This window comes from Allokutzneria multivorans (assembly GCF_039537405.1).
Lineage (GTDB): Bacteria > Actinomycetota > Actinomycetes > Mycobacteriales > Pseudonocardiaceae > Allokutzneria > Allokutzneria multivorans.
Map to the genome: position 1 here is coordinate 282,501 of NZ_BAABAL010000012.1, position 24,120 is coordinate 306,620.

The 24,120-nt window shown below is 69.7% G+C and carries 20 protein-coding genes; 13 read left to right on the forward strand and 7 right to left on the reverse strand.

The genetic code is table 11. The features are described from left to right. Positions 1–129: 129 nt before the first annotated feature. Positions 130–1,659 carry an MFS transporter gene (locus tag ABD798_RS18105; RefSeq protein ID WP_344876245.1) on the reverse strand — a complete coding sequence of 510 codons (1,530 nt, stop codon included), beginning with the start codon at positions 1,657–1,659 and terminating at the stop codon, positions 130–132. A 165-nt stretch (positions 1,660–1,824) separates the two neighbouring features. Between ABD798_RS18105 and ABD798_RS18110 the strand changes: the two genes are divergently transcribed. Then, entirely contained in the window at positions 1,825–2,379 is a 555-nt protein-coding gene (locus tag ABD798_RS18110; RefSeq protein ID WP_344876247.1) for a TIGR03086 family metal-binding protein, read from the forward strand. Beyond that, positions 2,376–2,795 carry a DNA alkylation repair protein gene (locus tag ABD798_RS18115; protein WP_344876249.1) on the forward strand — a complete coding sequence of 140 codons (420 nt, stop codon included), beginning with the start codon at positions 2,376–2,378 and terminating at the stop codon, positions 2,793–2,795. The genes ABD798_RS18110 and ABD798_RS18115 overlap by 4 nt, the downstream gene beginning before the upstream one ends. On the opposite strand, the gene ABD798_RS18120 is transcribed toward ABD798_RS18115, so the two are convergent. After that, complete coding sequence (locus tag ABD798_RS18120; RefSeq protein WP_344876251.1) at positions 2,750–3,466, reverse strand: hypothetical protein; 717 nt, start codon at positions 3,464–3,466, stop codon at positions 2,750–2,752. The genes ABD798_RS18115 and ABD798_RS18120 overlap by 46 nt on opposite strands. 157 nt (positions 3,467–3,623) lie before the next feature. Between ABD798_RS18120 and ABD798_RS18125 the strand changes: the two genes are divergently transcribed. From ABD798_RS18125 to ABD798_RS18135, 3 genes are all read left to right on the forward strand, one after another. Then, positions 3,624–6,089, forward strand: a complete 2,466-nt coding sequence (locus ABD798_RS18125; RefSeq protein ID WP_344876253.1) for a M14 family zinc carboxypeptidase — start codon at positions 3,624–3,626, stop codon at positions 6,087–6,089. 62 nt (positions 6,090–6,151) lie between these two features. Next, positions 6,152–6,373, forward strand: coding sequence for a hypothetical protein (locus ABD798_RS18130; protein WP_344876255.1), 222 nt, complete (start codon positions 6,152–6,154; stop codon positions 6,371–6,373). Between the two features lie 81 nt (positions 6,374–6,454). Beyond that, positions 6,455–9,553 carry a type 2 lanthipeptide synthetase LanM family protein gene (locus ABD798_RS18135; protein WP_344876257.1) on the forward strand — a complete coding sequence of 1,033 codons (3,099 nt, stop codon included), beginning with the start codon at positions 6,455–6,457 and terminating at the stop codon, positions 9,551–9,553. Here the strand turns inward: ABD798_RS18135 and ABD798_RS18140 are convergent. Together ABD798_RS18140 and ABD798_RS18145 are read right to left on the reverse strand one after the other, a co-directional pair. Further along, the gene (locus ABD798_RS18140) at positions 9,519–9,797 is read right to left on the reverse strand and encodes a DUF6355 family natural product biosynthesis protein (RefSeq protein WP_344876259.1); all 279 of its coding nucleotides are present in this window, start codon (positions 9,795–9,797) and stop codon (positions 9,519–9,521) included. The two genes, ABD798_RS18135 and ABD798_RS18140, sit on opposite strands and share 35 nt — an antisense overlap. 142 nt (positions 9,798–9,939) lie before the next feature. Further along, the gene (locus tag ABD798_RS18145; protein WP_344876261.1) at positions 9,940–11,148 is read right to left on the reverse strand and encodes a cytochrome P450; all 1,209 of its coding nucleotides are present in this window, start codon (positions 11,146–11,148) and stop codon (positions 9,940–9,942) included. A 121-nt stretch (positions 11,149–11,269) separates the two neighbouring features. On the opposite strand from ABD798_RS18145, the gene ABD798_RS18150 reads away from it, so the two are divergent. From ABD798_RS18150 to ABD798_RS18160, 3 genes are all read left to right on the forward strand, one after another. Further along, entirely contained in the window at positions 11,270–12,196 is a 927-nt protein-coding gene (locus tag ABD798_RS18150) for an ATP-binding cassette domain-containing protein (RefSeq protein WP_344876263.1), read from the forward strand. Continuing rightward, on the forward strand, positions 12,193–12,945 hold the full coding sequence (locus ABD798_RS18155) for an ABC transporter permease (protein ID WP_344876265.1): 753 nt from the start codon (positions 12,193–12,195) through the stop codon (positions 12,943–12,945). The genes ABD798_RS18150 and ABD798_RS18155 overlap by 4 nt, the downstream gene beginning before the upstream one ends. 100 nt (positions 12,946–13,045) lie before the next feature. Continuing rightward, the gene (locus tag ABD798_RS18160) at positions 13,046–13,882 is read left to right on the forward strand and encodes a DUF4097 family beta strand repeat-containing protein (RefSeq protein ID WP_344876267.1); all 837 of its coding nucleotides are present in this window, start codon (positions 13,046–13,048) and stop codon (positions 13,880–13,882) included. Between the two features lie 3 nt (positions 13,883–13,885). Here ABD798_RS18160 and ABD798_RS18165 read toward each other — a convergent pair whose 3' ends face one another. From ABD798_RS18165 to ABD798_RS18175, 3 genes are all read right to left on the reverse strand, one after another. Further along, positions 13,886–17,011 carry an ATP-binding protein gene (locus ABD798_RS18165; RefSeq protein WP_344876269.1) on the reverse strand — a complete coding sequence of 1,042 codons (3,126 nt, stop codon included), beginning with the start codon at positions 17,009–17,011 and terminating at the stop codon, positions 13,886–13,888. 23 nt (positions 17,012–17,034) lie between these two features. Next, a complete protein-coding gene (locus tag ABD798_RS18170) occupies positions 17,035–17,532 on the reverse strand; it encodes a DUF6461 domain-containing protein (protein WP_344876271.1) in 498 nt (165 codons plus the stop codon). A 210-nt stretch (positions 17,533–17,742) separates the two neighbouring features. Beyond that, positions 17,743–19,284, reverse strand: coding sequence for a tetratricopeptide repeat protein (locus tag ABD798_RS18175; protein WP_344876273.1), 1,542 nt, complete (start codon positions 19,282–19,284; stop codon positions 17,743–17,745). Positions 19,285–19,625: 341 nt separating this feature from the next. Between ABD798_RS18175 and ABD798_RS18180 the strand changes: the two genes are divergently transcribed. The 5 genes from ABD798_RS18180 to ABD798_RS18200 all read left to right on the forward strand — a co-directional run bounded on the left by ABD798_RS18180 (position 19,626) and on the right by ABD798_RS18200 (position 24,037). Further along, positions 19,626–20,558, forward strand: coding sequence for an RNA polymerase subunit sigma-70 (locus tag ABD798_RS18180; RefSeq protein ID WP_344876275.1), 933 nt, complete (start codon positions 19,626–19,628; stop codon positions 20,556–20,558). A gap of 62 nt (positions 20,559–20,620) precedes the next feature. Continuing rightward, on the forward strand, positions 20,621–21,205 hold the full coding sequence (locus ABD798_RS18185) for a dihydrofolate reductase family protein (RefSeq protein ID WP_344876277.1): 585 nt from the start codon (positions 20,621–20,623) through the stop codon (positions 21,203–21,205). 52 nt (positions 21,206–21,257) lie between these two features. After that, entirely contained in the window at positions 21,258–21,716 is a 459-nt protein-coding gene (locus ABD798_RS18190; protein ID WP_344876279.1) for a DUF4383 domain-containing protein, read from the forward strand. 9 nt (positions 21,717–21,725) lie between these two features. After that, positions 21,726–22,973 (forward strand): cytochrome P450, encoded by a 1,248-nt coding sequence (locus ABD798_RS18195; protein ID WP_344876281.1) that lies wholly within the window; start codon positions 21,726–21,728, stop codon positions 22,971–22,973. Further along, on the forward strand, positions 22,970–24,037 hold the full coding sequence (locus tag ABD798_RS18200; RefSeq protein ID WP_344876283.1) for an FUSC family protein: 1,068 nt from the start codon (positions 22,970–22,972) through the stop codon (positions 24,035–24,037). The genes ABD798_RS18195 and ABD798_RS18200 overlap by 4 nt, the downstream gene beginning before the upstream one ends. Positions 24,038–24,120 lie beyond the last annotated feature (83 nt).

A 24,120-nucleotide genomic window follows, 5' to 3' on the forward strand; every position in this document is an offset into this window, starting at 1 on the left:
GCAAGGACATTCTCACTCCCCGAAGCTCGCAGGTCCACTGTGCCCGGTCGGCGGGGACGTTACCCCCGCCGACCATCGGGCCGAGAGGGCCCGACGACGGTTTCACCGCTGCCTGAATCCCTGGCTTGATCAGCTGTTCTGCAGCACGGGGGTCGGCTCGGCGGCGGTCTCCGGGCGGGACCCGCGCAGCGCGATCATGCCCGCGACGGCGAAGACCACGACGAGCGCGGCGCCGATCCAGGCGACGGTGTGCAGTCCCGAGGTGAAGGAATCCCTTGCGGTGGTAAGGACTTCGTCGGCAAGCGTCGCGGGAAGGGCGTTCGAAGCCTGGAGCGCTCCGGCCATGCTGTCGGTGGCCAGCGCGGCGGCGTCAGCGGGAACACCGGCGGGAACGGAGATCCGGTCGCGGTAGACGGCCGTGCCGATGCTGCCGAACACCGCGATCCCCATGGCGATCCCGAACTCGGCGCTGGTCTCCGACATCGCCGAAGCCGCACCGGCCCGCTGCGGCGGAACGGAGTTCACGACCATCTCGGTGCACAGCACGCCCTGCGGCCCCATGCCGAAGCCCGCGATCGACATGCCCACCACGACGAACGCCACGCCGCCCGGGCCATCGGCCTGGGTGAAGAGCACGATCCCGCCCGCCGCGATCAGCATTCCGAAGCCCAGCACGAACTCCGGCCGCCACCGCCGCGCCAGCCGTGGCGCGATCATCGAACCGACCACGACCGCACCGGCCTGGGGCACCAGCCGGAGCCCGGCCTCCGCGGCGGAGAGCCCGGCGACCATTTGCAGATATTGGCTCACCAGAAGGAAAACTCCGCCCATCGTGAGCGCGCCGACCAGCATGATGCTCGCCGCGGCGCTGAACGCCCGCACCCGGAACAGCCCCAGGTCCAGCATCGGGTCGGCCAGAGCGCGCTGACGGCGGACGAACACCACGCCGACCGCGACGCCCACGGCGAGCACGACCAGGGTCACCACCGAGACGCCGTCCTTGGCGATCTCCTTGAGCGCGTAGACGAACGGCAGGATCGCGCCGAGCGACAGCACGACGCTGGCCAGGTCGAGCCGCCCGGCGGCGGCGTCGCGGTACTCCGGCAGCAGCTTCGGCGCGGTGGCCAGCAGCAGCACCATCACCGGGACGGCCATCAGGAACACCGAGCCCCACTGGAAGTGCTCCAGCAGCACGCCGCCGAGCACCGGGCCGATCACCATGCCGCCCATGAAGCAGCTCATCCACACCGCGATCGCGGTTCCGCGCTGCTTGGCGTCCTGGAACATGTTGCTGATCAACGCCAGCGTGGACGGCATCAGCGTCGCACCGGCGATGCCGAGCACGGCCCGCGCGGCGATCAGCATCTCCGGGCTGGTCGCGCACGCCGCGACGATCGAGGCCAGGCCGAAGGCGGCGCCGCCGATCATCAACAGCTTCCGCCGCCCCACCCGGTCCCCCAGCGTGCCCATGGTGACCAGGAAACCGGCGATCATGAAGCCGTAGACGTCGATGATCCACAGCAGTTCGGTGCTGCTCGGCCGCAGGTCGGCGGCCAGGTGCGGGACCGCCAGGTGCAGCACGCTCATGTCCAGCGACAGCAGCAGCGTCGGCAGCGCCAGCACTGCCAGCCCCCACCACTCACGTCGTCCTGCCCTCATCGTCCACTCCCACAGCTCGTTCGACCCTGTCACCCCTACGTCGAACGGCGGAGGCCCAGAACGACATCGCGGGCGAAAAATCTTCCGCAACCACTGGGTTGACAACGGCCACACCCCCGCCTACCTTGCTGTTCAACCCAGCGGTTGACGACAAGGGAGCCCCAGATGAGCAGCCCCGCCCAGCAGCACGCGCAGGACGCGGCCCGGTTCACCGACCTGGTCGAGTCCGCCTCCGCCGAGGACTGGCGGCGCCCCAGCCCGGTCGCGGAGTGGGCGGCCGTCGACGTGGTGAAGCACCTCGTCGAGTGGTCGCGCGGCTTCCTCAAGGGCGCGGGGATCGACCTCCCGGCGCTGGACGTGGACGCCGACCCTGCCGAGGCGTGGCGGCGGCACGTCACCGACATCCAGGCGATCGTCGACGACCCGGCGGGCCGGATTCTGAGCAACCCGCACCTCGGCGAGCTGCCGGTGGACGCGGCGATCGACCAGTTCTACACCTCCGACGTCTGGATGCACTCCTGGGACCTGGCCAAGGCGCTGGGCCGCGAGCCGGAGCTGGGTGAGCAGCGCTGCGCCGCCGCGCTGGCCGGGATGGCGCCGATCGAGCAGATGCTGCGCGACAGCGGCCAGTTCGGCGCGGCCGTGGCGGTCGCCGACGACGCTCCCGCGCAGGACAGGCTGATGGCCTTCATCGGCCGCGATCCGGCCTGGCGGCCGTGAACCTGACGGCGGAGTCCTTCCTCGGAGCGCTCCGCGCGTTCCAGTTCGACGCCGAGTTCGCCGACATGTCGCTGTCCGAGGTCGGCAAGCCGCGCGACCCGCTCTACCGGCTGGCTCGATCGTCGGGCACCTGGGAGCGCAGGACCGCGATCACGGCGACGTTCTGGCTCATCCGGCAGGGCGAGATCGACGACGCGCTCAGCATCGCCGAACTGCTGCTGGAGGACGACGAGGACCTGATCCACAAGTCGGTCGGCACCGCGCTGCGCGAGGTCGGCAAGATCGACCAGGACCGGCTCGTCGGTTTCCTGCGCGAGCACGCGGTCCCCCGGGTCACACTGCGCCACGCCACAGAGAAGCTGCCACGTGCTCAGGCGGGCTTGAACTCCTCGATGAGCAGCCCTCGGTCGTCGTAGGTCTCGAACTCCGCACGCCACGGCAGCGTGGCGAGCACGGCCCGCAGCTCCGCGATCCGGGACAGCTCTGCCCGACCGGCGAACCGGACGAACGGATAGGTGTTCTTCGTGCTCAGGCGCGCCCAGTCGGTGGTGAGCGCGTACTCGGTGTCCTCGTTCATCTCGGTCGTCCACCCGGCGTCGCGGAAGGCCTCGGCGACGCGATGCGGGTTGGGCAGCTCGGGTGTGTCGAGCACCAGGCCGAAGACGTTGGAGGCCTTGGACATGAGCTCCTTCAGCCACTCCGGGAGGTGCTCCTCGGCGCGCGGGAAGTTGGCGAGGTCGCGCGAGAACTCGTCGTCGAGGATCGACTTGCTGGGCCGCCGGTCGTGGTTGTAGCGCACGGTGTACTTGCCGTCGCCGGAGAGCTCGAAAATGAGGCTGTACCAGGAACCTCGCTCGGGGTCGTACATTCCGCGCCGGAGTTCGCGCATCACCTCGTCGAGCCCGTAAGGAACCTGGACGCGGCGCATCTTCTCCGGATCGCCCTTGTCGACCAGCAGCTGGTAGCCGGAGGTGCCCGCGAGCACGAAGCCGTTCAGCTCCGCCAGCTCGAAGCTCTGGGGCATAACGGTTGTGAGCAGACGGGCGATCTCGGCGAGTAGGTCGTTCTGCTCGGTCGGCGACAGCATTCGCGCGATGTTACCCGTACCGTTCGACATCCGTTGCGGCATTCACCCGACGCTGACGTGAACGATCCTCATTCATCGACCTGCTTCGAATTGACCGAACTGAGCGGGCGAATCGCCGCCGGGTATGTACCGTCGTGCAGATCAACGAGGGGGCTGAGTGCTGGAAGGCAGACAAGGAAAGACGTTTCGGCGGCGGGCCGTGCTCGCGGGCGCTGGACTGCTGACGTTCTCCTTGGGCACGACGAACGCGCGAGCCGCGCGACCGGACAGCCCCTGCCACCCGGTCACCACGACGCCCCGCTATCGCGGCGAGGTGCCGACGCCGTCCGCCGTGCTCGGCGTCGACTTCGGCGATCGTCCCTTCACCCTCGCGGAAGCCGATCGCTACCTCGACGCGGTCGCGGCGGCCAGCTCGCGCGTGCGGGCCTCGACGCTCGGGAAGTCGCCGAGCGGGAAACCGTTGCGGTACGCGGTGGTCGGCGCTCCGGAGAGGGTCACGCCACAGGGGATCGCGACGATCGGCGAGCGGTTGCGGCTCCTGCGCGATCCCCGCACTCCGCTGGCGGTGGTCGACCGGCTGGTCAAGGACACGCCCGCCGTGGTGTGGCTGACCGCCGGGGTTCACGGCAGCGAACCCGGTGGTACCAACGCGGTCCTGCGGGTTCTGCGTGACCTGGCCGATCGCGACGACTGCGCGGCTCGTGCAATCGTCAGCACCACCGTGGTGGTCATCGTGCCGGTGCAGAACCCGGAAGGCTACGCGACCGGCGACCGTTGGAACAGCTACGGATTCGACCTCAACCGCGACTGGTTCGCCCTCACACAGCCAGAAACGCGTGCCGTGACCGCCGCGATGGCGAAGCTTCCGCCGGTCGCCGCGCTGGACCTGCACGAGATGGAGGGCGACAGCTACTTCGCGCCGCCCTACGCCGCTCCGATCCACCACGAGGTCCCCGCGTTCGCGCGTGAGTCGAAGCTCGGCCCGACCGTCGCCGAGGAGTTCGACAGGCAGGGCATCGACCTGTTCTCCGGGCGCGAGTTCGATCTGCTCTACCCCGGCACGGCGGACGCGGCCAACAGCATCGCCGGGCTCGCGGCGGGCATCACGCTGGAGAAGGGGCTCGACAGTCCCGTTCCTGACCGCGTCGGCGAGCACTACCTCGCCTCTTGGGTTTCGCTGGCGACAGTGGCCGAGCAACCCGTGGAACTGTTGCGCGCGTGGAACTCCGCGCATCGCACCGCCTTCGAGCAGGGTAAGCGCGGGCATCTGCAAGGCGCGGGGCTTCCGTTGGTGCGGCACTACTTCCTCTTCGCCGGGGACACCACGACCGAGCTGGTGTGGCGGTTGCAGCAACGCGGGGTGGAGGTCCACAAGCTCGCCGCGCCGTTGCGGGTGCCCGATCTGCGCCACTACGGCAGGCCCGCGCGAGCCGAGACGGTTCCGGTGGGCAGTTACTGGATTCCGTTGGCACAGCCCGCCAAGCACTGGGTGCAGACCATGCTGGGCGAGCAGAACCACGCCACACCAACGGTTTTCTCTGATGTCTCCGCGTGGAGCCTTCCGCTGCTGGCTGGCGTGGAAGCCGCGTTCTCCGGTGCGGAGCTGAGGCCCGTCGCAGTCCCCTGCCCGGCGCTGCCGGAGCCTCAGGCCCCGCCTGCGAAGGCGCCAGCGCTCGGGGTGCTGCGCTTCCTGCCGCCGGACTACCCCGTGCTCGGTTCGGTGGGCTGGCTGAACCACCGGCTCGAACGCATGTGGCGGTTGCCCTTCCGCACGGTTCCCGGTCAGGGCGTCACCAAGGAGAGCCTGCGCGGGATCGAGGTGCTGACCGTTCCCGACGCGCCCGCTCAGGTGTCCTACGAGCTGCTGGGCGAAGCCGGTCGCGCTGCGCTGCGGGAGTGGGTGAACGCGGGCGGACGCTACGTCGGCTGGGGCGGCACCGCTCAGCTCGCCGCGTTGCTCGGCATCACGTCGACCACGCTGTCCTCCCCTACCGGCGAAGTTCCCGGCGCGTTGATCCGCGTGCTCGTGGACACCGACCATCCGCTGGGCAGTGGTCTGCCTTCGACCACTTGGCACCTCAACGACAGCAATCTTGTGCTGCGGGCGGCAAATCCCGCGTTCGCCGTGGCGTCGTACCCGCCGCACGGCTCGCCGGACTGGTTCGTTTCCGGGCATGAGGTCGGTGCCAGTGAGCTGGGCGGCACGGCGGTGCTCACCGATGAGCCGTTCGGCGCTGGCAGGGTGACGCTGTTCAGCGGAGAGCCGAACTTCCGCGCGTTCACCGACGGCATGGCCAGGTTGCTGCGCAACGCCGTGGTGCGGAGTTCGGTCGGCCCGCGTGCTCGCGGTGACACGGCTCCTGCCGAACGTGCAGCGCGCCAGCTCCCCGAGACGCGGAGCGGCTTCCGGGTCACCGTGCCCTCGACGGGCGTGGCCGCGACTCGAACCGTGCTGGCGGCGTTCAACGCGCGGTGGGCCGAACGTGGTGCCGCTGGGCGCACGACGTTCGTGATCGAGAACCGCGACGGCTTCGAACGTCATCAGCCCCCTTGGGCGTCCAGGCTGCCGAAACGGCTGAGCGAGGCCGGAGTGCGCCCGCTCGCCGTGGTGCTGCCACGGTGACGCCCCCAAACGTTCCGGACACCGGGACGGTAACTCCATTGTGGACACAAAGGAGGCAGGACATGGGACAGGTCGACACGGTCCGCGCGTTGAGGGACGAGGACTACCGGGCGAGCCTCGGCGAGGTCGCCCTGGGGTTGATGAACCCCGCGGGTGATGTACGCGTTCCCACCTCGGCGCTGCGCGGCGCCGACAGCTTCGCGGGCATGCGCACCGATGACAGCCTCTGGTGCTGCACGGTGACCACGCGGCGCAAGCCCGGCATCATCGGCGGCTTCTGCTGACAACGCCGTAGACCGGTGCCGGTGGGTCTCGGCCCACCGGCACCGCTTCGTCTGGGAAGTTCGTCTGGGAAGGGAGCGGTCATGATCAGCGATCCGACCTGGTACCGAGCGTGCACGCTGCGCGAGCGACTGCCCGCTCCCGCTGACATTCCTGCTGAGGACCAGGTTCTGGACGGCAGGGTCGGCAGGTGGTCGGCGCAGCCGGTGTTCGACGGCGACCCGAAACGCTTCGCCGAACGACTCGCTGAGGACGATATGTCCGAAGTGGACATTCGTGCATTGCTCGCCGAATCACCAGAAGCATTGCGGGATCGGCTTTCTGACCGTCCGTCGTGGACGGCCGAACTCGTCGACGCCTACTCCCACCCCGGCGGCGGACAGCTGCTCGAACGACTCGTGCACGACGATGCCTCGCTGATGCTGTACGCGGTCGAGCCGGTCATCGAGGCTGCCGCCGCACGCGTGCGGCCACGGCTCGACGAACTCCGCGACGTGCTCGATCCGGATGCCGTGGAGCACTCGCTGTTGCGTCACCTGGGAAGCCAGCTCCTGGCCAGGCTGACCCGCACGGTGATCCTGGAGCTGCACATTGCCGGGCTCGAAGGCAGGCTGCCTTCGGAAGACGGGTTCCGCGCGTTCACCGAGGGGCTTCGCGACCGGAGTGCCTCGATGGCGCTGCTGCGCGAATACCCCGTTCTGGCAAGGGATGCCGCGACCACCGCACGGCACTGGGCCGATGCCGCGATCGAGTTCCTGTCCCGGTTCGCCGCCGACCGCTCTGACCTCGTCACGACGTTCTTCGCTGGGATCGACCCCGGGCCGCTGACCGTCGTGGACTCGGGTGCTGGGGATGTGCACCGGCGCGGCCGGTCGGTCGCGATGCTTCGCTTCGAGGGCGGACAGCGACTTGTGTACAAGCCACGTTCGCTCGCTACCGATGTGCACTTCCAGCAACTCCTGGCGTGGTGCAACTCCAGGGGCGTGGCGCATCCGTTCCGCGTTCTCACCGTGCTGGACAGGGAGACCCACGGCTGGGTGGAGTTCGTGTCGGCGCGGGCGTGCGAGTCACAGGCCGAAGTCGAGCGCTTCTTCCACCGGCAGGGCGCTTTTCTGGCGCTCCTGCACTGCTTGTGCGCCACCGACTTCCACTACGAGAACATCATCGCCGACGGAGAGCACCCCGTGCTCGTCGACCTGGAGGCGTTGTTCCACCCCACCGGCGAGGTCCTGTCCGGCGTCGCCGAGCCGCGTGACGCGCGAGCCTCCGTCCTGTCCACCGGCCTGCTGCCGCAACGGCGGGACGACGAGGTCGGCGACTTCTCCGGACTCTCCTCCGGTGCGGGCGGGCGCAGTTCGAGCGATGTGGCCACGGTCGAGGACGTGGGCACCGACCGGATGCGAGTGGTGTACCAGAGCGTGGAGATTCCGGCCGGCGACAACGTGGCGCGGCTCGGCGACGCGACGGCTGATTCCTCCGACCACATCGAGCAGGTCGTGGACGGCTTCACGGACATGTGCGCTGTGATCACAGTTCACAGGGCCGAGCTGCTCACCGAGGACGGCCCCCTCGCGCGGTTCGGCGGCGACGAGGTGCGCTGCGTTCTGCGGGCCACGCAGACCTACGGCTCCATGCTGATCGAGACCACCCACCCCGACCTGCTGCGCGACGGCCTTGCCAGGGACCGGTTCCTGGACAACCTGTGGACCTCCGCCGCCGAGAACCACGCGCTGAACGCCGTTTTCCACTGCGAGCGCCGTGACCTCGAACGCGGTGACATCCCCGTTTTCGTGACGCGGCCGGGCTCGCGCGATCTGTGGTGCGCGGACGGCCACCGGCACCCCGGTTTGCTGGGCGCCGCCGTGCTCGACATGGCGCGCGAGCGGGTGCGGTCGCTGGACGCCAGTCAGATTCGACGGCAGACGTGGATCATCCGGGCCTCCTTCGCCGCGCTCGCCCTCGGTGAGGGGAGGGCGGAGTGGCCGGAGCGCGCACTCCAGGAACGTGCTCATCCGGCGAGTCGCGCCGAACTCGTCGCGGCGGCGTCGCGGATCGGTGATCACCTCGCTGACGTGAGGCTCGACGAGGCCACCTGGCTGGGGCTGTCGTTGGTCGGGGAGCGCGGGTGGTCGCTGCGCGAACTGACCGGTGAGCTGTACGACGGGCTGGCCGGGCTCGCGCTGTTCTTCGCTTATCTCGGCCACGTCACCGGAGAACGGCGGCACACCGCGACCGCCGAAGCTGTGCTCGACGCCGTTCGCACGTCCGCCCCTCCAGGCGCGGGCGCGTTCGACGGCCAGGCGGGAACCGTCTACCTGCTGACCCACCTCGGAGCGCTCTGGCAGCGCGATGACCTGCTCGACGAGGCCGAGGCGCTGGCGTTGGAGCTCTCCGAGCAGGCGACCGGCTTCGACATCATCAACGGCCTCGCCGGATTCCTGTGCGTGCTGCTCGGACTGCACTCGGTGCGCCCGAGCGTGCTCTCCGCCGCGATCCGGGTGGGAGATCAGCTGGCTTCACCTTGTGCGGCAGGGTTTTCCTGGCGTGACGAACAAGATCCAGCGCCGCTCGCGGGCTTCTCGCACGGCGCGTCCGGTGTCGCCCACGCCCTGCTCCGGCTGTTTCGCGTCACCCGTGACGACCGCTACCTGCACGCCGCTTCACAGGCCTTCGACTACGAGCAGTCCGTTTTTTCGCCCAGTGAAGCCAATTGGCCAGATCTGCGCGCCGTAGCCGACGTGTCGTTCATAACCGCGTGGTGCCACGGCGCGCCCGGTGTCGGCCTCGCCCGGGCTCACGCGCTCGACGTGCTGCCTGAGGTTCGCGCCGAGTTGGACATCGCCGTGGCCACCACGACCGCGAACGGGCTCGACCTCAACCATTCGCTGTGCCACGGCTCGCTCGGCAACCTCGAACTGCTGCTGCGCTCCGCCCGCGTTCTCGCCGATGATGCTGTGCTGGAGCGCACTTATCGGATCGCGGGCGGCGTGCTCGACGACCTCGCGGCGAACGGCTGGGCCTGCGGCGTGCCCGGCGGAGTGGAGACGCCGGGGCTGATGAACGGGCTCGCCGGGATCGGACTCGGCCTGCTCCGCCTCGGCGCCCCCGACCAGGTGCCCGCCGTGCTCACCCTGTGCCCACCGGAGTTCAGCAGAGCTTCCCCGCGTACCAGGCGCTGGTGATCTCATTCGCCGGGCCCAGGATGTGAGCACCCGTGGACAGGCACACCGTGCGCTCCAAGCCGTTGGTCAGCCTGTACGTGACGTGGACCCTGGTGTTCTCCTTGGAGACGTGGTTGTACCAGGCGTTGCCGCCCTTTTTGTAGAAACCGGGAATCCCGTCGGTCGCGGATGCCTGGGACGACCAGACCGCCGCAGCCACGACCGCGACCGCGACGGCCGAGACAACGCGATACAACACACGCATGAGATTGCCACCGAATTCTGAGTTGATCCCCCACTGACACTTCGCACTCGAAATTATGTACGCGCAAATGTGCTGTCAACGAGTTTCAACGTGATCTCAGCCAACCTAGAGTTCCTCGCCGTGGCATCCAGAGCGCGCTGGGTCAGGGCGTCCAGGCGACGGGGAGTTCGTGGACGCCGTAGATGTTCATGTCGGACTTGAGCTTCACCTCGTGCGCGGGGATGGCTAGGCGCAGGGTCGGGAAACGGCGGAACAGGGCCTCGAAGCCCGCGCGCATCTCGATGCGGGCGAGCTGCTGACCGAGGCACTGGTGGATGCCGTGCCCGAAGGCGAGCAGGCCACGGGCGTTGCGGCGGATGTCCAGGGTGTCGGGGTCGTCGAAGCGCTCGGGGTCGCGGTTGGCGGCCAGCAGCGAGATGACGACGGTGGAGCCCTCGGGGATGGTCTCGCCGCCGAGTTCGAGGTCTTCGGCGGCGTAGCGGTAGAAGATGTCGGCCACCGACAGGTAGCGCAGCAGCTCCTCGACGGCTCCGGGCGCCAACGACGCGTCAGCGCGCAGCGCGGCGGCCTGCGAAGGGTGCTCCAGGAGCGCGAAAGTGCCCAGCGCCAACATGTTCGCGGTCGTCTCGTGCCCGGCGAGCAGGAGCAGGAACGCGATGCCGGTCAGCTCGTCGATGCCAAGATCCTCATCGCGGGCGAGATCGGAGAGGATGTCCTCGTCGGGGGCCGCGCGCTTGCTGGTGACCAGTTCGGTCAGGTAGGTCGCCAGCGCGCCGTAGGAGGCCATCTTCTCCTCGAAGGTGACGTCCCTCTTCATGAAGCTCGCGCAGTTGGCGTGGAAGGCGTCGCGGTCCGCGTAGGGAACGCCGAGCATCTCGCAGATCACCAGCGAGGGGACTGGCAGCGCGAACTCCTTCACCAGGTCCACGGGCGGGGTCAGGCGCGCCATCTCGTCCAGCTGGCGCTCGACGATGTCGGTGATGTGCTCTTCGAGCTGCTTCATCCGCTTGACGGTGAACGCGCCGGTGAGCTTGCGCCGCAGGCGGGTGTGGTCCGGCGGGTCCATGGCCACGAACATGCCCGGGGGCTGCGGTGACGGCTCGGTGATCACGGGCATGCCGGGGGTCTCGTACGGCAGGTGGATCACGCCGAGGTCCTGGCGGGAGCTGAAGCGCGTGTCCGCCATGAGCCGGCGGACGGCCTCGTAGCCGGTGACGAGCCAGCCCTGGTGCCCGTCGGGGAAGACCATGGGGCTGACGGGTCGGGTCTCGCGCAGCGCGGTGATCCGGCTGGGCGGGTCGAACGGGCCGGCGTCGCGCTCCATGGGCAGGCCGTGCGGGATCTCGCTCATCGGGCATTCCCTCCGTGGTGGGTGTCGGGCTCCACGGTCGCCGAGCGCGCTGACACGGCGCTGACACGAGCCGCCGAAACCATGTCAGGGCCGTGTCAGGGACGGTCGCCACTGTGGAGCCATGACGAGTTCAGCGATCGCGGTTTCAGGACTGCGCAAGGCTTACGGGGACAAGGTGGTGCTCGACGGCATCGATCTCGATGTCCGTGCGGGCAGCGTCTTCTCCCTGCTCGGCCCGAACGGGGCGGGCAAGACGACGACGGTCAACGTGCTGACCACGTTGATGAAGGCCGACGGCGGCACGGCTCGCGTCGGCGGCTTCGACCTCGCGGCCGAAGCGCGGTCGGTGCGCTCGATCATCGGTGTCACCGGCCAGTTCGCGGCGGTGGACGACCTGCTGACGGGCCAGGAGAACCTCCAGCTCATGGTGGACCTCAAGGGCGCGAGCGACCGCGTGGTCCCGGAGCTGCTGGAGCGCTTCGACCTGGTGGAGTCGGCGGGCAAGCCCGCGGCGACCTACTCCGGGGGCATGCGCCGCAAGCTCGACCTGGCGATGACGCTGGTCGGCAACCCGCGCATCATCTTCCTGGACGAGCCGACGACCGGGCTGGACCCGCGCAGCCGCCGCACGATGTGGACGATCGTGCGCGAGCTGGTCGCCGACGGCGCGACGATCTTCCTCACCACGCAGTACCTGGAGGAGGCCGACCAGCTCGCCGACCGGATCGCCGTGCTCGACCAGGGCCGCCTGGTCGCCCAGGGCACGCCCGACGAGCTGAAGCGCATGGTCCCCGGCACGCACGTGCGGCTGCGCTTCACCACCGGCGCCGAACTGGACACGGCCGCACGGCTGTTCTCCGGTGCCACGCGTGACGACGACGCGCTGAGCCTGCGGATTCCCAGCGACGGCGGGACGACCTCGCTGCGCGCCGTGCTGGACGAACTGGACAGGAACTCGGTCAGCGCCGAGGGCTTCTCCGTGCACACCCCCGACCTCGATGACGTTTTCCTCGCCCTGACGGGCCACACCACGGAGGCCGCGAAATGAGCTCCACCAAGTCCCACGCAGCCGTGATGTTGCGCCGAAACCTCAAGCACATCACCAGGAACCCGATCTCGGTGTTCAACGCCGTGCTGATGCCGATCATCGTGATGTTGATGTTCGTCTACATGATGGGCGACGCCTTCAACGTCGGCGTGGACTACATCGACTACGCGACGCCGGGCCTGATGCTGCTGGCCGTCTGCTACGGGCTCGGCGCGACGGCGACGTCGGTCAACTCCGACATGACCAAGGGCATCATCAACCGCTTCAAGGTCATGGACGTCTCGCGCGGCGCGGTGCTGACCGGTCACGTGGTGGCCAGCCTGCTGACCAACCTGATCGCCATCGCCGCGCTCGTCGGAGTGGCCTTCCTGCTCGGGTTCAGCCCGGCGGCGGGCTGGCTGGAGTGGCTCGGCATCGTCGGCGTGGTCGTGCTGCTCGCCCTCGCGGCGGGGTGGTTCACCATCGCGCTCGGCCTGGCGGCGAAGACCCCGGAGACGGCGGGCATGGCCGCGGTGCCGCTGATCATGCTGCCGTTCTTCAGCAGCGCCATCGTGCCCGCCGAGAAGATGGGCCCCGGGCTGCGCGAGTTCGCCGAGTACCAGCCGTTCACGCCGATCATCGAGACCCTGCGCGGACTTCTGGCCGGTTCGGTACAGACCGGCGTGCTGATCACCGCGCTCGCCTGGTGCGCCGGGATCGCCGTCGTCGGCTACCTGTGGGCCCGGTCCACCTTCACCAAGCGCGCCTGACCCCACCTCCCCAGGTTCGCCAGTCTTCAAGACCCACGAACCCCCGCCCCAGCGGTCGTCAACGACAGCAAACCCTCCACCTCCTCGAAGGGCAGTTCCCATGAGCACGTTCACCACCCCCGCCCCCGTCTCCGCCACCGTGGAGGTCGCCGGAGCGCAGGTCCGGGTCATCGCCAGCGACCGGACCGACACCGTGGTGCGGGTCGAGCCGATCGACGCCGCCAACCGCTCGGACGTCAAGGTCGCCGACCGGACCAAGGTCGCGTTCGCCGACGGCGCACTGTCAGTCAAGACAACGGTTTCCGGCTCCAAGAGCGGATCGGTGGCCATCACGATCGACCTGCCGACGGGCTCCGCGCTGGCCACCTACCTGGCGCACTCGACGGTGCGCGGCGAGGGCTCGTTCGGCGCGTGCGAGCTGCACATCGCCTCGGGCCGGGTCCACTTGGACGACGTCGAAGCGGTGCGCGCCAACCTGACCGGCGGCGAAGTCACGATCGGCAGCGTCGCCGGAAGAACCGACGTCGACGGCGCGGTGTTCGACATGCGGATCGGCGAGGCCGGGGGCCCGGTCGTGCTCTCCGGTTCGGGTGGTCAGACCTGGATCGGCCACGCACGGGCCGACCTCGACCTCCGCAGCGCCAGCGGCGGCTTCGACATCGACCGCGCGGACGCCGGTGTCGCGGCCGAAACGGCCAACGGGCGCATCCGGATCGGGATGGTGACGCGCGGCCGGACAAAGCTGGTGAACAGCTCCGGCACCATCGAAGTCGGTGTCGCCGAGGACAGCGCGGCCTCGATCGACGTCTCCAGCGAGCGCGGCGCGACGCACGACTTCGTTTCGCAGCACGGAAATCCGGCTTCGGCGACGGAGAAGGTCATGGTCCACGCCCGCACCCGCAACGGCGACATCGTCGTCCAGCGGGCCAAGGGCTGAACGTCACGACCCGAGCGCGGACTCGACCAGCTCCGCCCAGTTCGCGCGCGACACCTCCAGAGACACCTCGGCGAAGCGCTGCTCGCCGAGGTGTTCTCGCGCGTCCCGCTCGATCCTGATCGCGTCCGGGTGTGAGCGGTCAGGCATTCCGCGCACCACGACGCTGGCCGCGAGCAACTGCGCCGCCTGCTCGTGCTGACCGCGCCGGGCGGCCAAGTCCGCGATCCCGACGATGGTCTGCGCGATGAGCAGCGCGTGCCCCGACTCGGTCGCCGCCTGCCAGGCCGCGACGCGGTGGGTGCGGGACTCGCGGAGATCCTCGGCCAGGTAGCCGAGCACGTCGTGCACGGACGCGCGGATGTTCGCCGCTTCCGCGTCCGCGCCCATGAGCACCGTGGCGTGGCCGAGCTGGCTGCGAGCTTCCTCGGCGTCACCGCCCCACCGCGCCAGCTCCGCCTTGACCAGCGCCAGCTCGACCAGCGCGTGCGGCCAGGTGACACCCTCGGCGCACCGCTCGGCGTCGGCGAGCGCGGCAGCGCTGGCGTCCCGGTCGCCGTCGAGCCAGTGCAGCAGCGCCTGTTGCGTCCGCAGCCGGATGACGTCCTCGACCGCGCCCACCTCGGTGACCAGCCCGACCGCCTGCTCGTGGTGGTCGCACGCCCGCGCGAACTCCCCGCGCTTGGTGGCCTGGTCCGCGATTTCCCCCAGGACGAGGGAAATCCCGAACCGTTCGCCGAGCGCGCGGAAGTCCGCGAGCGACTGTTCCAGGTGACCGTCGGCCTCCGGCCCTCCCTGTCCGAGCGCGATCCGCATCTTGCCCGCCTGGAACCGGGCGAGGGCGCGCGCCCACGGATCTTCGCTGTCCAGCAACGACTCGAAGGCCGCCACCGCCGACTCCGGCTCGCGCAGCATGCCCTCCAGCACGGTGACGAAATCCAGCAGCGGGTTGCGGTGCTTGCTGCGCTGGTTGAACTGGTGCGCCTTGTGAATCCATTTCGCACCCAGGTGCTCGTCACCGCGCCCGGAGGTGACGAAATGCATGACGAGCCCGTAGGTCAACGCGCGGACCTCGTCGGTCGCCTCGCCCGGCACGTTCGTGGCCGCGATGAGCAGCTCCAGGCCCTCGGTGCGGCGCCCACCGAGCCACCAGTACCAGCCCGTCGCGGCGGCCAGGCGGAGCGAGGACTGCGCGTCACCGGCCGCGATCGCCCCGCGCAGCGCGGCGCTGATGTTGTCGTGGTCGGCTTCCAGCCGCGCGAGCCATTCCAGCTGCTCAGCGCGGCGCAGGTACGGCTCGGCGGTCTCGGCCAGCTCCGTGAAGCAGGCGATGTGCGCCTGCCGCGCCAGCTCCACCTCCCCCGCCTCCGCGAGCCGCTGCGCGGAGTACTCCTTGATCGTTCCGAGCATCCGGTAGCGCGGCGCGCCGTCGCCCGCCACCACCAGCAACGACTTCTCGACCAACGCCGTGAGCAGGTCGAACACGTCGTCGGCGAGGTCCGCGCAGACGTGCTCGGCCGCGTCGAGGCTCGCGCCGCCGGAGAACACCGAGAGCCTGCGCAGCACCACGCGCTCCGCGTCGGAGAGCAGCTCCCAGCTCCAGTCGATCACCGCGCGCAGCGTCCTGTGGTGCGGCAGCGCCGTGCGACTGCCCCCGGTGAGCAGGCGGAAGCGGTCGTCGAGCCGGTTCGCCAGCTGGTCGAGGCTCATCGTGCGCAGCCGGGCCGCGGCCAGCTCGATCGCCAGCGGCATCCCGTCCAGCGCACGGCACACGCGCGCCATGGTCGCCAGCGCCTCCGTCGTGATCGCCTCGGTACCGAGTTCCTTGCGGACCGCGGTCGCACGCTCGCGCAGGAGCTGCACTGATGGGGAGGACTCGATCTCAGTTGGGCTCGCGTCCCGTTCCGGCAGGGTCAGCGGGGCGACGTGCCACAGCGCCTCGCCGGTGATGCCGAGCGGTTCCCGGCTCGTCGCGAGGATGCGCAGGCGTCGGCACTCGCCGAGCAGGCGGTGGGCGAGCGTCGCCGCCGCCTCGATCACGTGCTCGCAGTTGTCCAGCAGCAACAACACTTCCCGGTCGCGGATCGCCGCGATGAGCCGGTCCGTCGGCTCCGCGGTGGAGGCTTCACCGAGCAGCGCGTCACGCAGGCCCAGCCCGGCCAGCGTCGTCTGCGCCACGTCGCCGTCCGCGCCGATCGCAGCCAGCTCCACCATCCAGACGCCGTCCGGGAGATCGCCGAGCAGCGTGCGCGCGGTCTCCGTCGCCAGCCTGGTCTTGCCCGTGCCGCCAGGCCCGATCAGCGTGGTCAGCCGGTGTTCGCCGACCAGCTCGCTGACGGCGGCGACGTCGGAGTCCTTGCCGATGTAGCTGGTCAGCTCGGCGCGGAGGTTGGTGGTGCGGCTCGGCTCGGCCTTGCGTCCCAGTTCGCCGCGCAGCAGCGCGACGTGCACCGCCGACAGCTCCGCCGAGGGGTCAACGCCGAGCGCGTCGGCCAGGGCTTCGCGCGTGTTCTGGTAGAGCACCAACGCTTCGGAGTCACGTCCAGCGGCGGCCAGGGCTCGCATCAACGCGGCGACGAGCCGTTCGCGCAGTGGGTGCGCGGCCACCACGTCGGTGAGCTCGGCGACCACCTCCGCGCCGGCTTCGGCTTCGAAGCGGTCCTCCAGAGCGCTCAGCCGGAGCCCTTCGAGTCGCGTGACCGCCGCGTCGAAGGCGTCGCTGTCCTGCTGGCCGACGTCCTGCATGGCGTCGCCGCGCCACAGCTCAAGGGCTTCGCGCAGCAGCCGCACCCGCGCACCGTCGTCGTTTCGGGCCTGGCCGACGAGTCGTTCGAACCGCACCGCGTCGACGGCGTCGGGCTCCACGTTCAGCCGGTAGCCGTCCGTCTGGCCGTCGACCACGCCGTCCGGGAGCACCTTGCGCAGGCGGGAAACCAAGCGCTGCAAGGCGTTCGCGGCGTCAGCAGGTGGTTGTTCGCCCCAGATCCAGTCGACGAGCCGCGCCTTCGGGACGACACGCCCTGGTTCGAGCGCGAGCGCCACCAGCAGCGCGCGCAGCCGGGCTCCTGGCACGTCGGCCGGAGCACCGTCGTCCGCGCGAACCTCGAACGGCCCCAGCATCCCGATCTGCACGGCCCGATCCTGCCACGCCGGTGTCAGGTGGCCGTTCGATGCAGTGCGAAGGAGGTTTCGAAGAGGTTCTCGTTCCACGCGCCGGTCAGCCGGTGCGCGATCTCGGGGACGAAGTCCTCCGACCACCGCTCGGGAAGTTCGGCCTCCTCGGCAAGCGGTTCCCCCACCAGCTCCGCGGGCTCGCCCTCGACGTAGGCGGCGGTCCGGACGTGACGGCCGTCCACGTACCAGAAGAAGGCGTACGTCGTCGTGCTGGTGTCCATGATGAACGTGAGAACGCGGCCGCCTGACGCGGACAGGGAACCGCACGCGTCGCTGTCGCACGCCACCGCGACCTTGGGGTCCGACACCACGGTCCACCCGCCGACCTCGGCCAGCGCGTAGTCGGTGTCCAGCGACATGCTCAGGGCCTCGTCGCCGACCCTGGTCTCCCCCGTCGGGCTCGGATTCCCCGGCAGCGCAAGAAGAACCTCGCTCGCCGAGCGGTTCTCCACCATCAGCCCGATCGTGCGCCATCCCATGCCGGAGGAGTCTAGGGCCTGTCCTGCAAGTCGCCGGGTTCAGCGGTCTTCAAGACCTACACACCCCTGCCCCAGCGGTCTTCAACGACGGCAAACCTCACGAGGCTGCTGGGTTTGCGGCGGTTGGCGATGATCAACAGCGGGGTTTGGTGGTCTTGAAGACACCCCGACCCCCAGCGGCACCGTGACCGGAATACGCAGCTCAACCACTTACAGGACAGGCCCTAGGTCGGCGGCCTCCGCAGTGGGTACCGGGTGCCCAACCCCGGCGAGCACGTCCCGGACGTACGACCGGATCTCATCGGAGACCTCCCGCCGGAGCAGCCGCCTCGCGCGCGCGAGCGCTTCGTGCTGCCTGCCGCACTCCACGAGCAGCAGGACCCGGTTCGCCTCGACGACGGGATCGCCCTCACCGCCAGCGCAGACGTGGTCCAGCTCGGCCAGGGCCTCGGCGGGGCGGCGCAGGAGGTGCAGGACAGCCGCGCGCTCCGTCCTCAGCACGTCCGAGGCCGGGTGCCGGACAAGGCCAGCGTCGACGGTCGCGAGCGCGTGCCCGGCCGCTCCCCCCGCGACGGCGAGCCGAGCCCGCAACGCCCAGACAGTCGCCGAAGGATCATGTCCCGTCCACTCGTGCAGCAGATCAGCCGCCTCCGCGAACAGCTCGGCGTCGATCAGCACCTCCGCGAACTGGACGAGCGTCGCGTCGCAGGAGTCATCGAGCAGGCGCGCCAACCTCAGGTCCTCCAGCGCCGCGTCCAACTCCCCCGCCGCCAGCAGCAGCGACGCCCGGTTCACGTACGCCTCCGGGCCGCAGACGCAGTGGTCGATGGCGTGGGTCAGGTCCCGCAACGCTTCCTCGGTCCGGCCCACCGCCCGAAACGCCGTCGCCCGGTCCACCAACGGCTGCGCGTTGGCCGGATCGCAGGCGACCGCGTGGTCCAGGTCGGCGAGCGCCTCGTCGGCGCGTCCGAGCAGTGTGAGCACTGCCGCGCGGTTGCCGCGAAGAACCATCCAGTGCTGGAGGGCCTCCTGGCCGCCGCGATCGAGCACCGCCAGCCCCGCGTCGATCCTGCTCAGCGCCGTCGCGAGATCGCCGTTCTTCCTGTGGGCCAACGCGAGCGAGTTCTCGTAGAAGGCGGTTCGCCGGGCGCGCAGCTCAGGCTCGGCGATCGAGGCGGCAGCGGTCATGGCCTTCCCCCACGACCGTGCCGCGCGGTCGAGGTCCAGATCGGCCGGACCGCCGAAGTGGCTGTGGAACATGGCCTGCCCGTGGTGCGCGCTCGCGCGGAGCGCGGGTCCGCCCCACCGCCGGGCGGCGATCCGGGAGTACCACACCGACTCGATCGGGCGGCCGACGGCGATCAGGGTGACGGTATGGGCGTGCAGAAGGGCGTGGAAGTCCGCGTCGTAGTCCTCCGGCCAGTCGGCCTCGTCGACCAGCACGCGCCCGCACAGCTCGGCGGTCTCGTAGTAGCCCAGCCGCACCGCGTCGAGCAGAGCTGCTTCGTCGAGCGGGGCCTCGGTACCCGGTTCCACGTGGTTCCCGCGCACCACGCGCACGGGAGGCGGGCGGAGCCGGAACCGCGCCCGCTCGACCAGCGCCTGGACGAGCAGGCGATCGGTCTCGTCCGCTTCCGCCAGGTGGCAGACCTCGATCAGCGTCTCTTCCGGCAGGTGGTGTTCCACGACCTCGGCGACGGCGTGGCAGAGATACCACAGGTGGCGTTGCGGGAAATGCTGAATCCGATTCACGCTCGGCGTCCTCAGCGCCAGCGGAGCGGCCTCGTCAGGAATCGATGGATTCGGGTCGACGAAAGAGAGAACGAGATTTTCCTTCGGGTGCCGCCATGGCCCATCGCTGTCGAGCAACGTCCGCAGCAGCTGCCTCCCCAGGGTGAACGGACCGCCAAGACGCCGGTCCGCACAGCAGGAAAGGGCATTGTCCACTGAGATCATCCATTCTCCGGCGCAGAACACGGCAGCACGGAGGAGTATTTCCAGAATTCCCCAGGACACCAAGACCGTTAATCCCCACATGAAATTCGAGCCTCGATGCGATAAACGGCCTCCTTCGTGACCGGTACCCTCGCCGCGTGGAATTCGACACGCTGGTCGCGGAGCACCGGCGCGAGCTGTACGCGCACTGCTACCGGATGCTCGGCTCGGTGCAGGACGCCGAGGACGCCGTGCAGGAGGCGCTGCTCGGCGCGTGGCGTGGGCTCGCGTCCTTCGAGGGCCGGAGTTCCCTGCGCTCGTGGCTCTACCGGATCTGCACCAACGCCTGCCTGCGGCTGGCCGAGCGCAGGCCGCGCCGCGTGCTGTCGGTCGACTTCGGCCCGGCCAGGACGGACGTGCACGACCTGGGCGAGCCGGTGCCGGGGCCGGTGTGGGTGGAGCCGTGGGTCGAGGAGTCCGGCCCCGCCGAGCACTACCTCCGCCGAGAGTCCGTGGAGCTGGCCTTCGTCGCCGCGCTCCAGTACCTGCCCGGAACGCAGCGCGCCGTGCTGATCCTGCGCGAGGTGCTGGAGTTCTCCGCCGCCGAGGTGGCCGAGATCCTGGACACCACGCCCGCCTCGGTGAACAGCGCGCTGCAACGGGCTCGCGCGAGCGTCCAGGCGCGGGTCGGCTCGCCGCAGCCGGAGGGGCTCACCGAGCAGGGGCGCCGCGAGCTGGTCGACGCCCTCGTCGCCGCGTGGGAACGCGCCGACACGCCCGCGCTGCTCGACCTCCTCACCGAGGACGCGAAGTTCACCATGCCGCCGCTGCCCGCGTGGTTCGACGGCCGGGAGAACGTGGCGAGGTTCCTGCGCGAACGGGTCTTCGCGACACCGTGGCGCCTGTCGCCGGTGACGGTGAACGCCCGGCCGGGGTTCGCCTGCTACCTCAAGCAGCCGGGCGACACCGAGTTCCGATTGGGTGCGATCACCGCGCTGACACTGCGCGGGGGCCGGGTCGCAGAGATCAACAGCTTCCTGGAGCCGGGCGTGCGTTCGGGTCTGCCGGAGATTTTTCGCGCGGACCGATGAATCCGCGCGCGACGGCGTCTCTCTAAGGGTGACAGGTCCACACGCACCTCAGGAGAGTCACCATGCGCAAGCTCATCGTCACCAACCTGGTCTCCGTCGACGGCTGTCACGAGGGGCCGGGCGGCGACTTCATGACCATGCCGCTGGACCCCGGCTTCGACGCGCACAACCTGGAGTCCCTCCAGGCCGCGAGCACCCTGCTGGCGGGCGCGAACACCTTCCGGCTGTTCCGCGACTTCTGGCCGCCGGTCGCCGCCGACGAGGGCGCGCCCGAGGTGGAGCGGGCGATCTCCCGGATCAACGCGGAGATCGAGAAGGTCGTGGTCTCCGACTCGCTCACCGAGGAGCAGACCGGCGCCTACCGGGACACGACGACGCTGGTGCCCAGGGAGAAGGCGCGCGAGGAGGTCGCGGAGCTCAAGCGCGGCACCGGGAAGAACATCATCGTCTTCGGCAGCCGCACGCTGTGGAACGACCTGTTCGCCGCCGGGCTCGTCGACGAGTTCCACCTGGTACTGGGTCCCGGTGTGGTCGGCGGCGGCACACCTGCCTTCGACAGCGGCTTCTCGGCGCGGCTCCGACTGCTCGGTACCAAGACCCACGAGGGCTCCGATGTCGTGGTCATCCGGTACGCGGTGGCCGTGTAGCCGCGATCCGCGGGGGTAGCCGGGGAGGACTGCTCATCCACCTGGAGGCGATATGACCACGTCCCATTCCGCCACCACCCGCACGCGTTCCCCGGTGCAGCTGCTCGCCCTGGTCGTCGGGGTGGTGTTCCTGTTGGTCGGCGTGCTGGGCTTCGTTCCAGGGGCGACGACGAACTACGAGTCCCTCCAGTTCTCCGGCCACCACTCCGACGCGATGCTGCTCGGTGTGTTCCAGGTGTCGATCCTGCACAACATCGTCCACCTGCTCTTCGGGGTGGCGGGTCTGGCGTTGGCGAGGACGGCCTCCGGCGCCCGCGCGTTCCTGGTCGGTGGCGGTGTCGTCTACCTGCTGCTGTGGGTCTACGGACTGCTGATCGACCACGACAGCTCTGCGAACTTCGTGCCGTTCAACACCGCCGACAACTGGCTGCACCTGGGCTTGGGCGTGGGCATGGTCGCGCTCGGCCTGATCGCGGGACGGGCTCCGGTTCAAGCGCGGACCAGCGGGTAACACCAGCTCATGACGAGTTCGCACGCCCGTGCTTCCGTGCTGGAGACCCTTGCCGTAGCGGCAACCGCGTTGCTGCCGATCGTGGCGCGCGGGGCGATCCTGCGCCGACCACGGATCGTGCGGATGGCGGAGCGGGCGGACGCCGATCTCCGGCTTGTCCGCCTGCTCCAACGTCTGCGGGACAAGCACGGTAATGGCCCGCTCCGCCTACGCGTACCCGGACGTTCAGTCCACGTCGTGCTGTCCCGAGCCGACGTGCGCCGCGTGCTCGACGGCTCCCCGGAACCGTTCTCCCCTGCCAATGTCGAGAAACGTCATGCGCTGGGCCACTTCCAGCCCGACGGCCTGCTGATCTCCGATCCGGAGGAGCGCCAGGACCGCAGGCGGTTCACCGAGGCCGTGCTGGACACGCATAGCTCCGTGCACGAACTGGGTCCGGTCTTCGCCGCGAAGATCTCCACCGAGATCGAGGCGCTGCTGCGGCTGACCGGTGAGCAGCTGGACTGGGACACGTTCAGCCGGACGTGGTGGCGCATCGTCCGGCGCATCGTGCTCGGCGACGCGGCGGCGGACGACGAGAGGCTCATCGAACGCCTGAAGTCTTTGCGCGCCAAGGGGAACTGGGCATACCTCACGCCGAGCGACAAGCACCACCGCGAGATCTTCCTGAGCGACTTGCGCGAGCATCTAGCGCGCGGCGGTGGCGGCAGCCTCGCTGAACGGATCGCCGCGCAGCCCGACTCCGCGCACGTCGCACCGGAATCCCAGGTGGCGCACTGGCTCTTCGCCTTCGACGCGGCCGGGATGGCGACGTTCCAAGCCCTCGCGCTGCTGGCCTCCCACCCGGACAAGCCGCGCGATCACGAGCACCTGCGGGCGAGCGTGCTGGAGGCGCTACGGCTGTGGCCGACCACTCCCCTGCTGCTGCGCGACGGTGAAGGCGGCACAGTGCTGATCCTGGCGCCGTTCTTCCACCGCGACGACACGGTCCTGCCGTACGCCAACGACTTCGAGCCGGAGATCTGGCTCGGCGGGCGCGCCGACCCCGCGTTGGTGCCCTTCAGCGGCGGCCCCGCGGTGTGCCCCGGGCGCAACCTGGTCCTGCACGTGACGGCGAAGGTGCTCGCAAGTCTCTTCGCCACGCACGACTTCATGCTGGATTCCCGCGAGCTGGTCAAGCCGCTTCCCGGGACGCTCGACCCCTTCGGTCTCCGCTTCGCCATGTCCTCCCGCGAAGTCGTGTCCTCCGGCACGTGACCCCGAAGGCGGTCCGGTGGCTGGGCAGGGCCTGGCGGACACCCGATGTCGAGCGGCTGGCGGTGGTGCAGGCGCTCAAGGCCGGGTTCGCGGCGATGCTCGCGTGGTTGATCGCGACCACTCTTCTCCACCTGCCCCAAGCTTTCCTGGCTCCGTACGCGGCGCTGTTCGCCGTGGAGTACACCGTCGTCGGGACCTTTCGCACGTCGCTGCACCAGATCGCGTCGACGACCTCCGCCGTGCTGCTGGCCGCCTTGGTGGAACTGCTGTTGCCTTGGCGCACCTTGGGAATCGGTGTCGCGGTCGTGGTCGGTCTGCTCGTCGGGCGGTGGCGGGTCTACGGCGAGAGCGGGCAGTGGGTGGCGCTCACCGCACTGCTGATCCTGGCGTGGGGTACCGGGAGCAACCATCTGCTGCTCGCGGACCGGCTCGTCGAGACCGTGCTCGGGCTGATCGTCGGCACCGCTGTCAACGCGCTGGTGTTCCCGCCCTTCTACGCGCGGCCGGCGCGCCACGCGGTGAAGGAGGTCACGACGAGGTTCTTGGAGTTCCTGGATTCGATGGCGCAGGAGCTGCGCAGGCAGGAGCCTTCGGGCGAGGCGCAGGACTGGCCGTCTCGGGCGAGTGAGTACGAGGAGCTGGCACGCCGGGCAGAGCGCGCCGTGCGCTACAGCCAGAAGAGCGGCAGGTTCAACACCCGGCACGGCAGCCTCGCGCGACATGGTCCTTCGCAGCGCGAGCAGGAGCTGCTCACCACTCTGCGCTCCAGCTGGCGGCACGTGCACGAGATCTGCGAGGTGGTGTGCACGGCGACTGACAGCGACAGCCCGTTCGACTACCCGGACCCGTGTTCGCGCGAACGCTTGGCGGGCCTTCTGGAGGGTGTCGCCGATCTGGTCGGGCTGCGCGCCGAGCCTGACGGCGAGCAGTGGGAGCGAGCGAGGGAACGGTGCGAGGACCAGCTCGCGGAGCTGACCGAGCGGCTCGGCGACTCCGCGCACGCGCTCGCCGGGATGGTCCTCCCGGCCCGGCGCCTGCTCGCCGAGGTCACCGGTCACATGTGAGCGGTGCGTGCTCTGGTGGCGACGGCCCGCGCCCGAGCACCCTGTGTGAAGTCCATTGTGGACTGCTTCACAGAGATGGGATT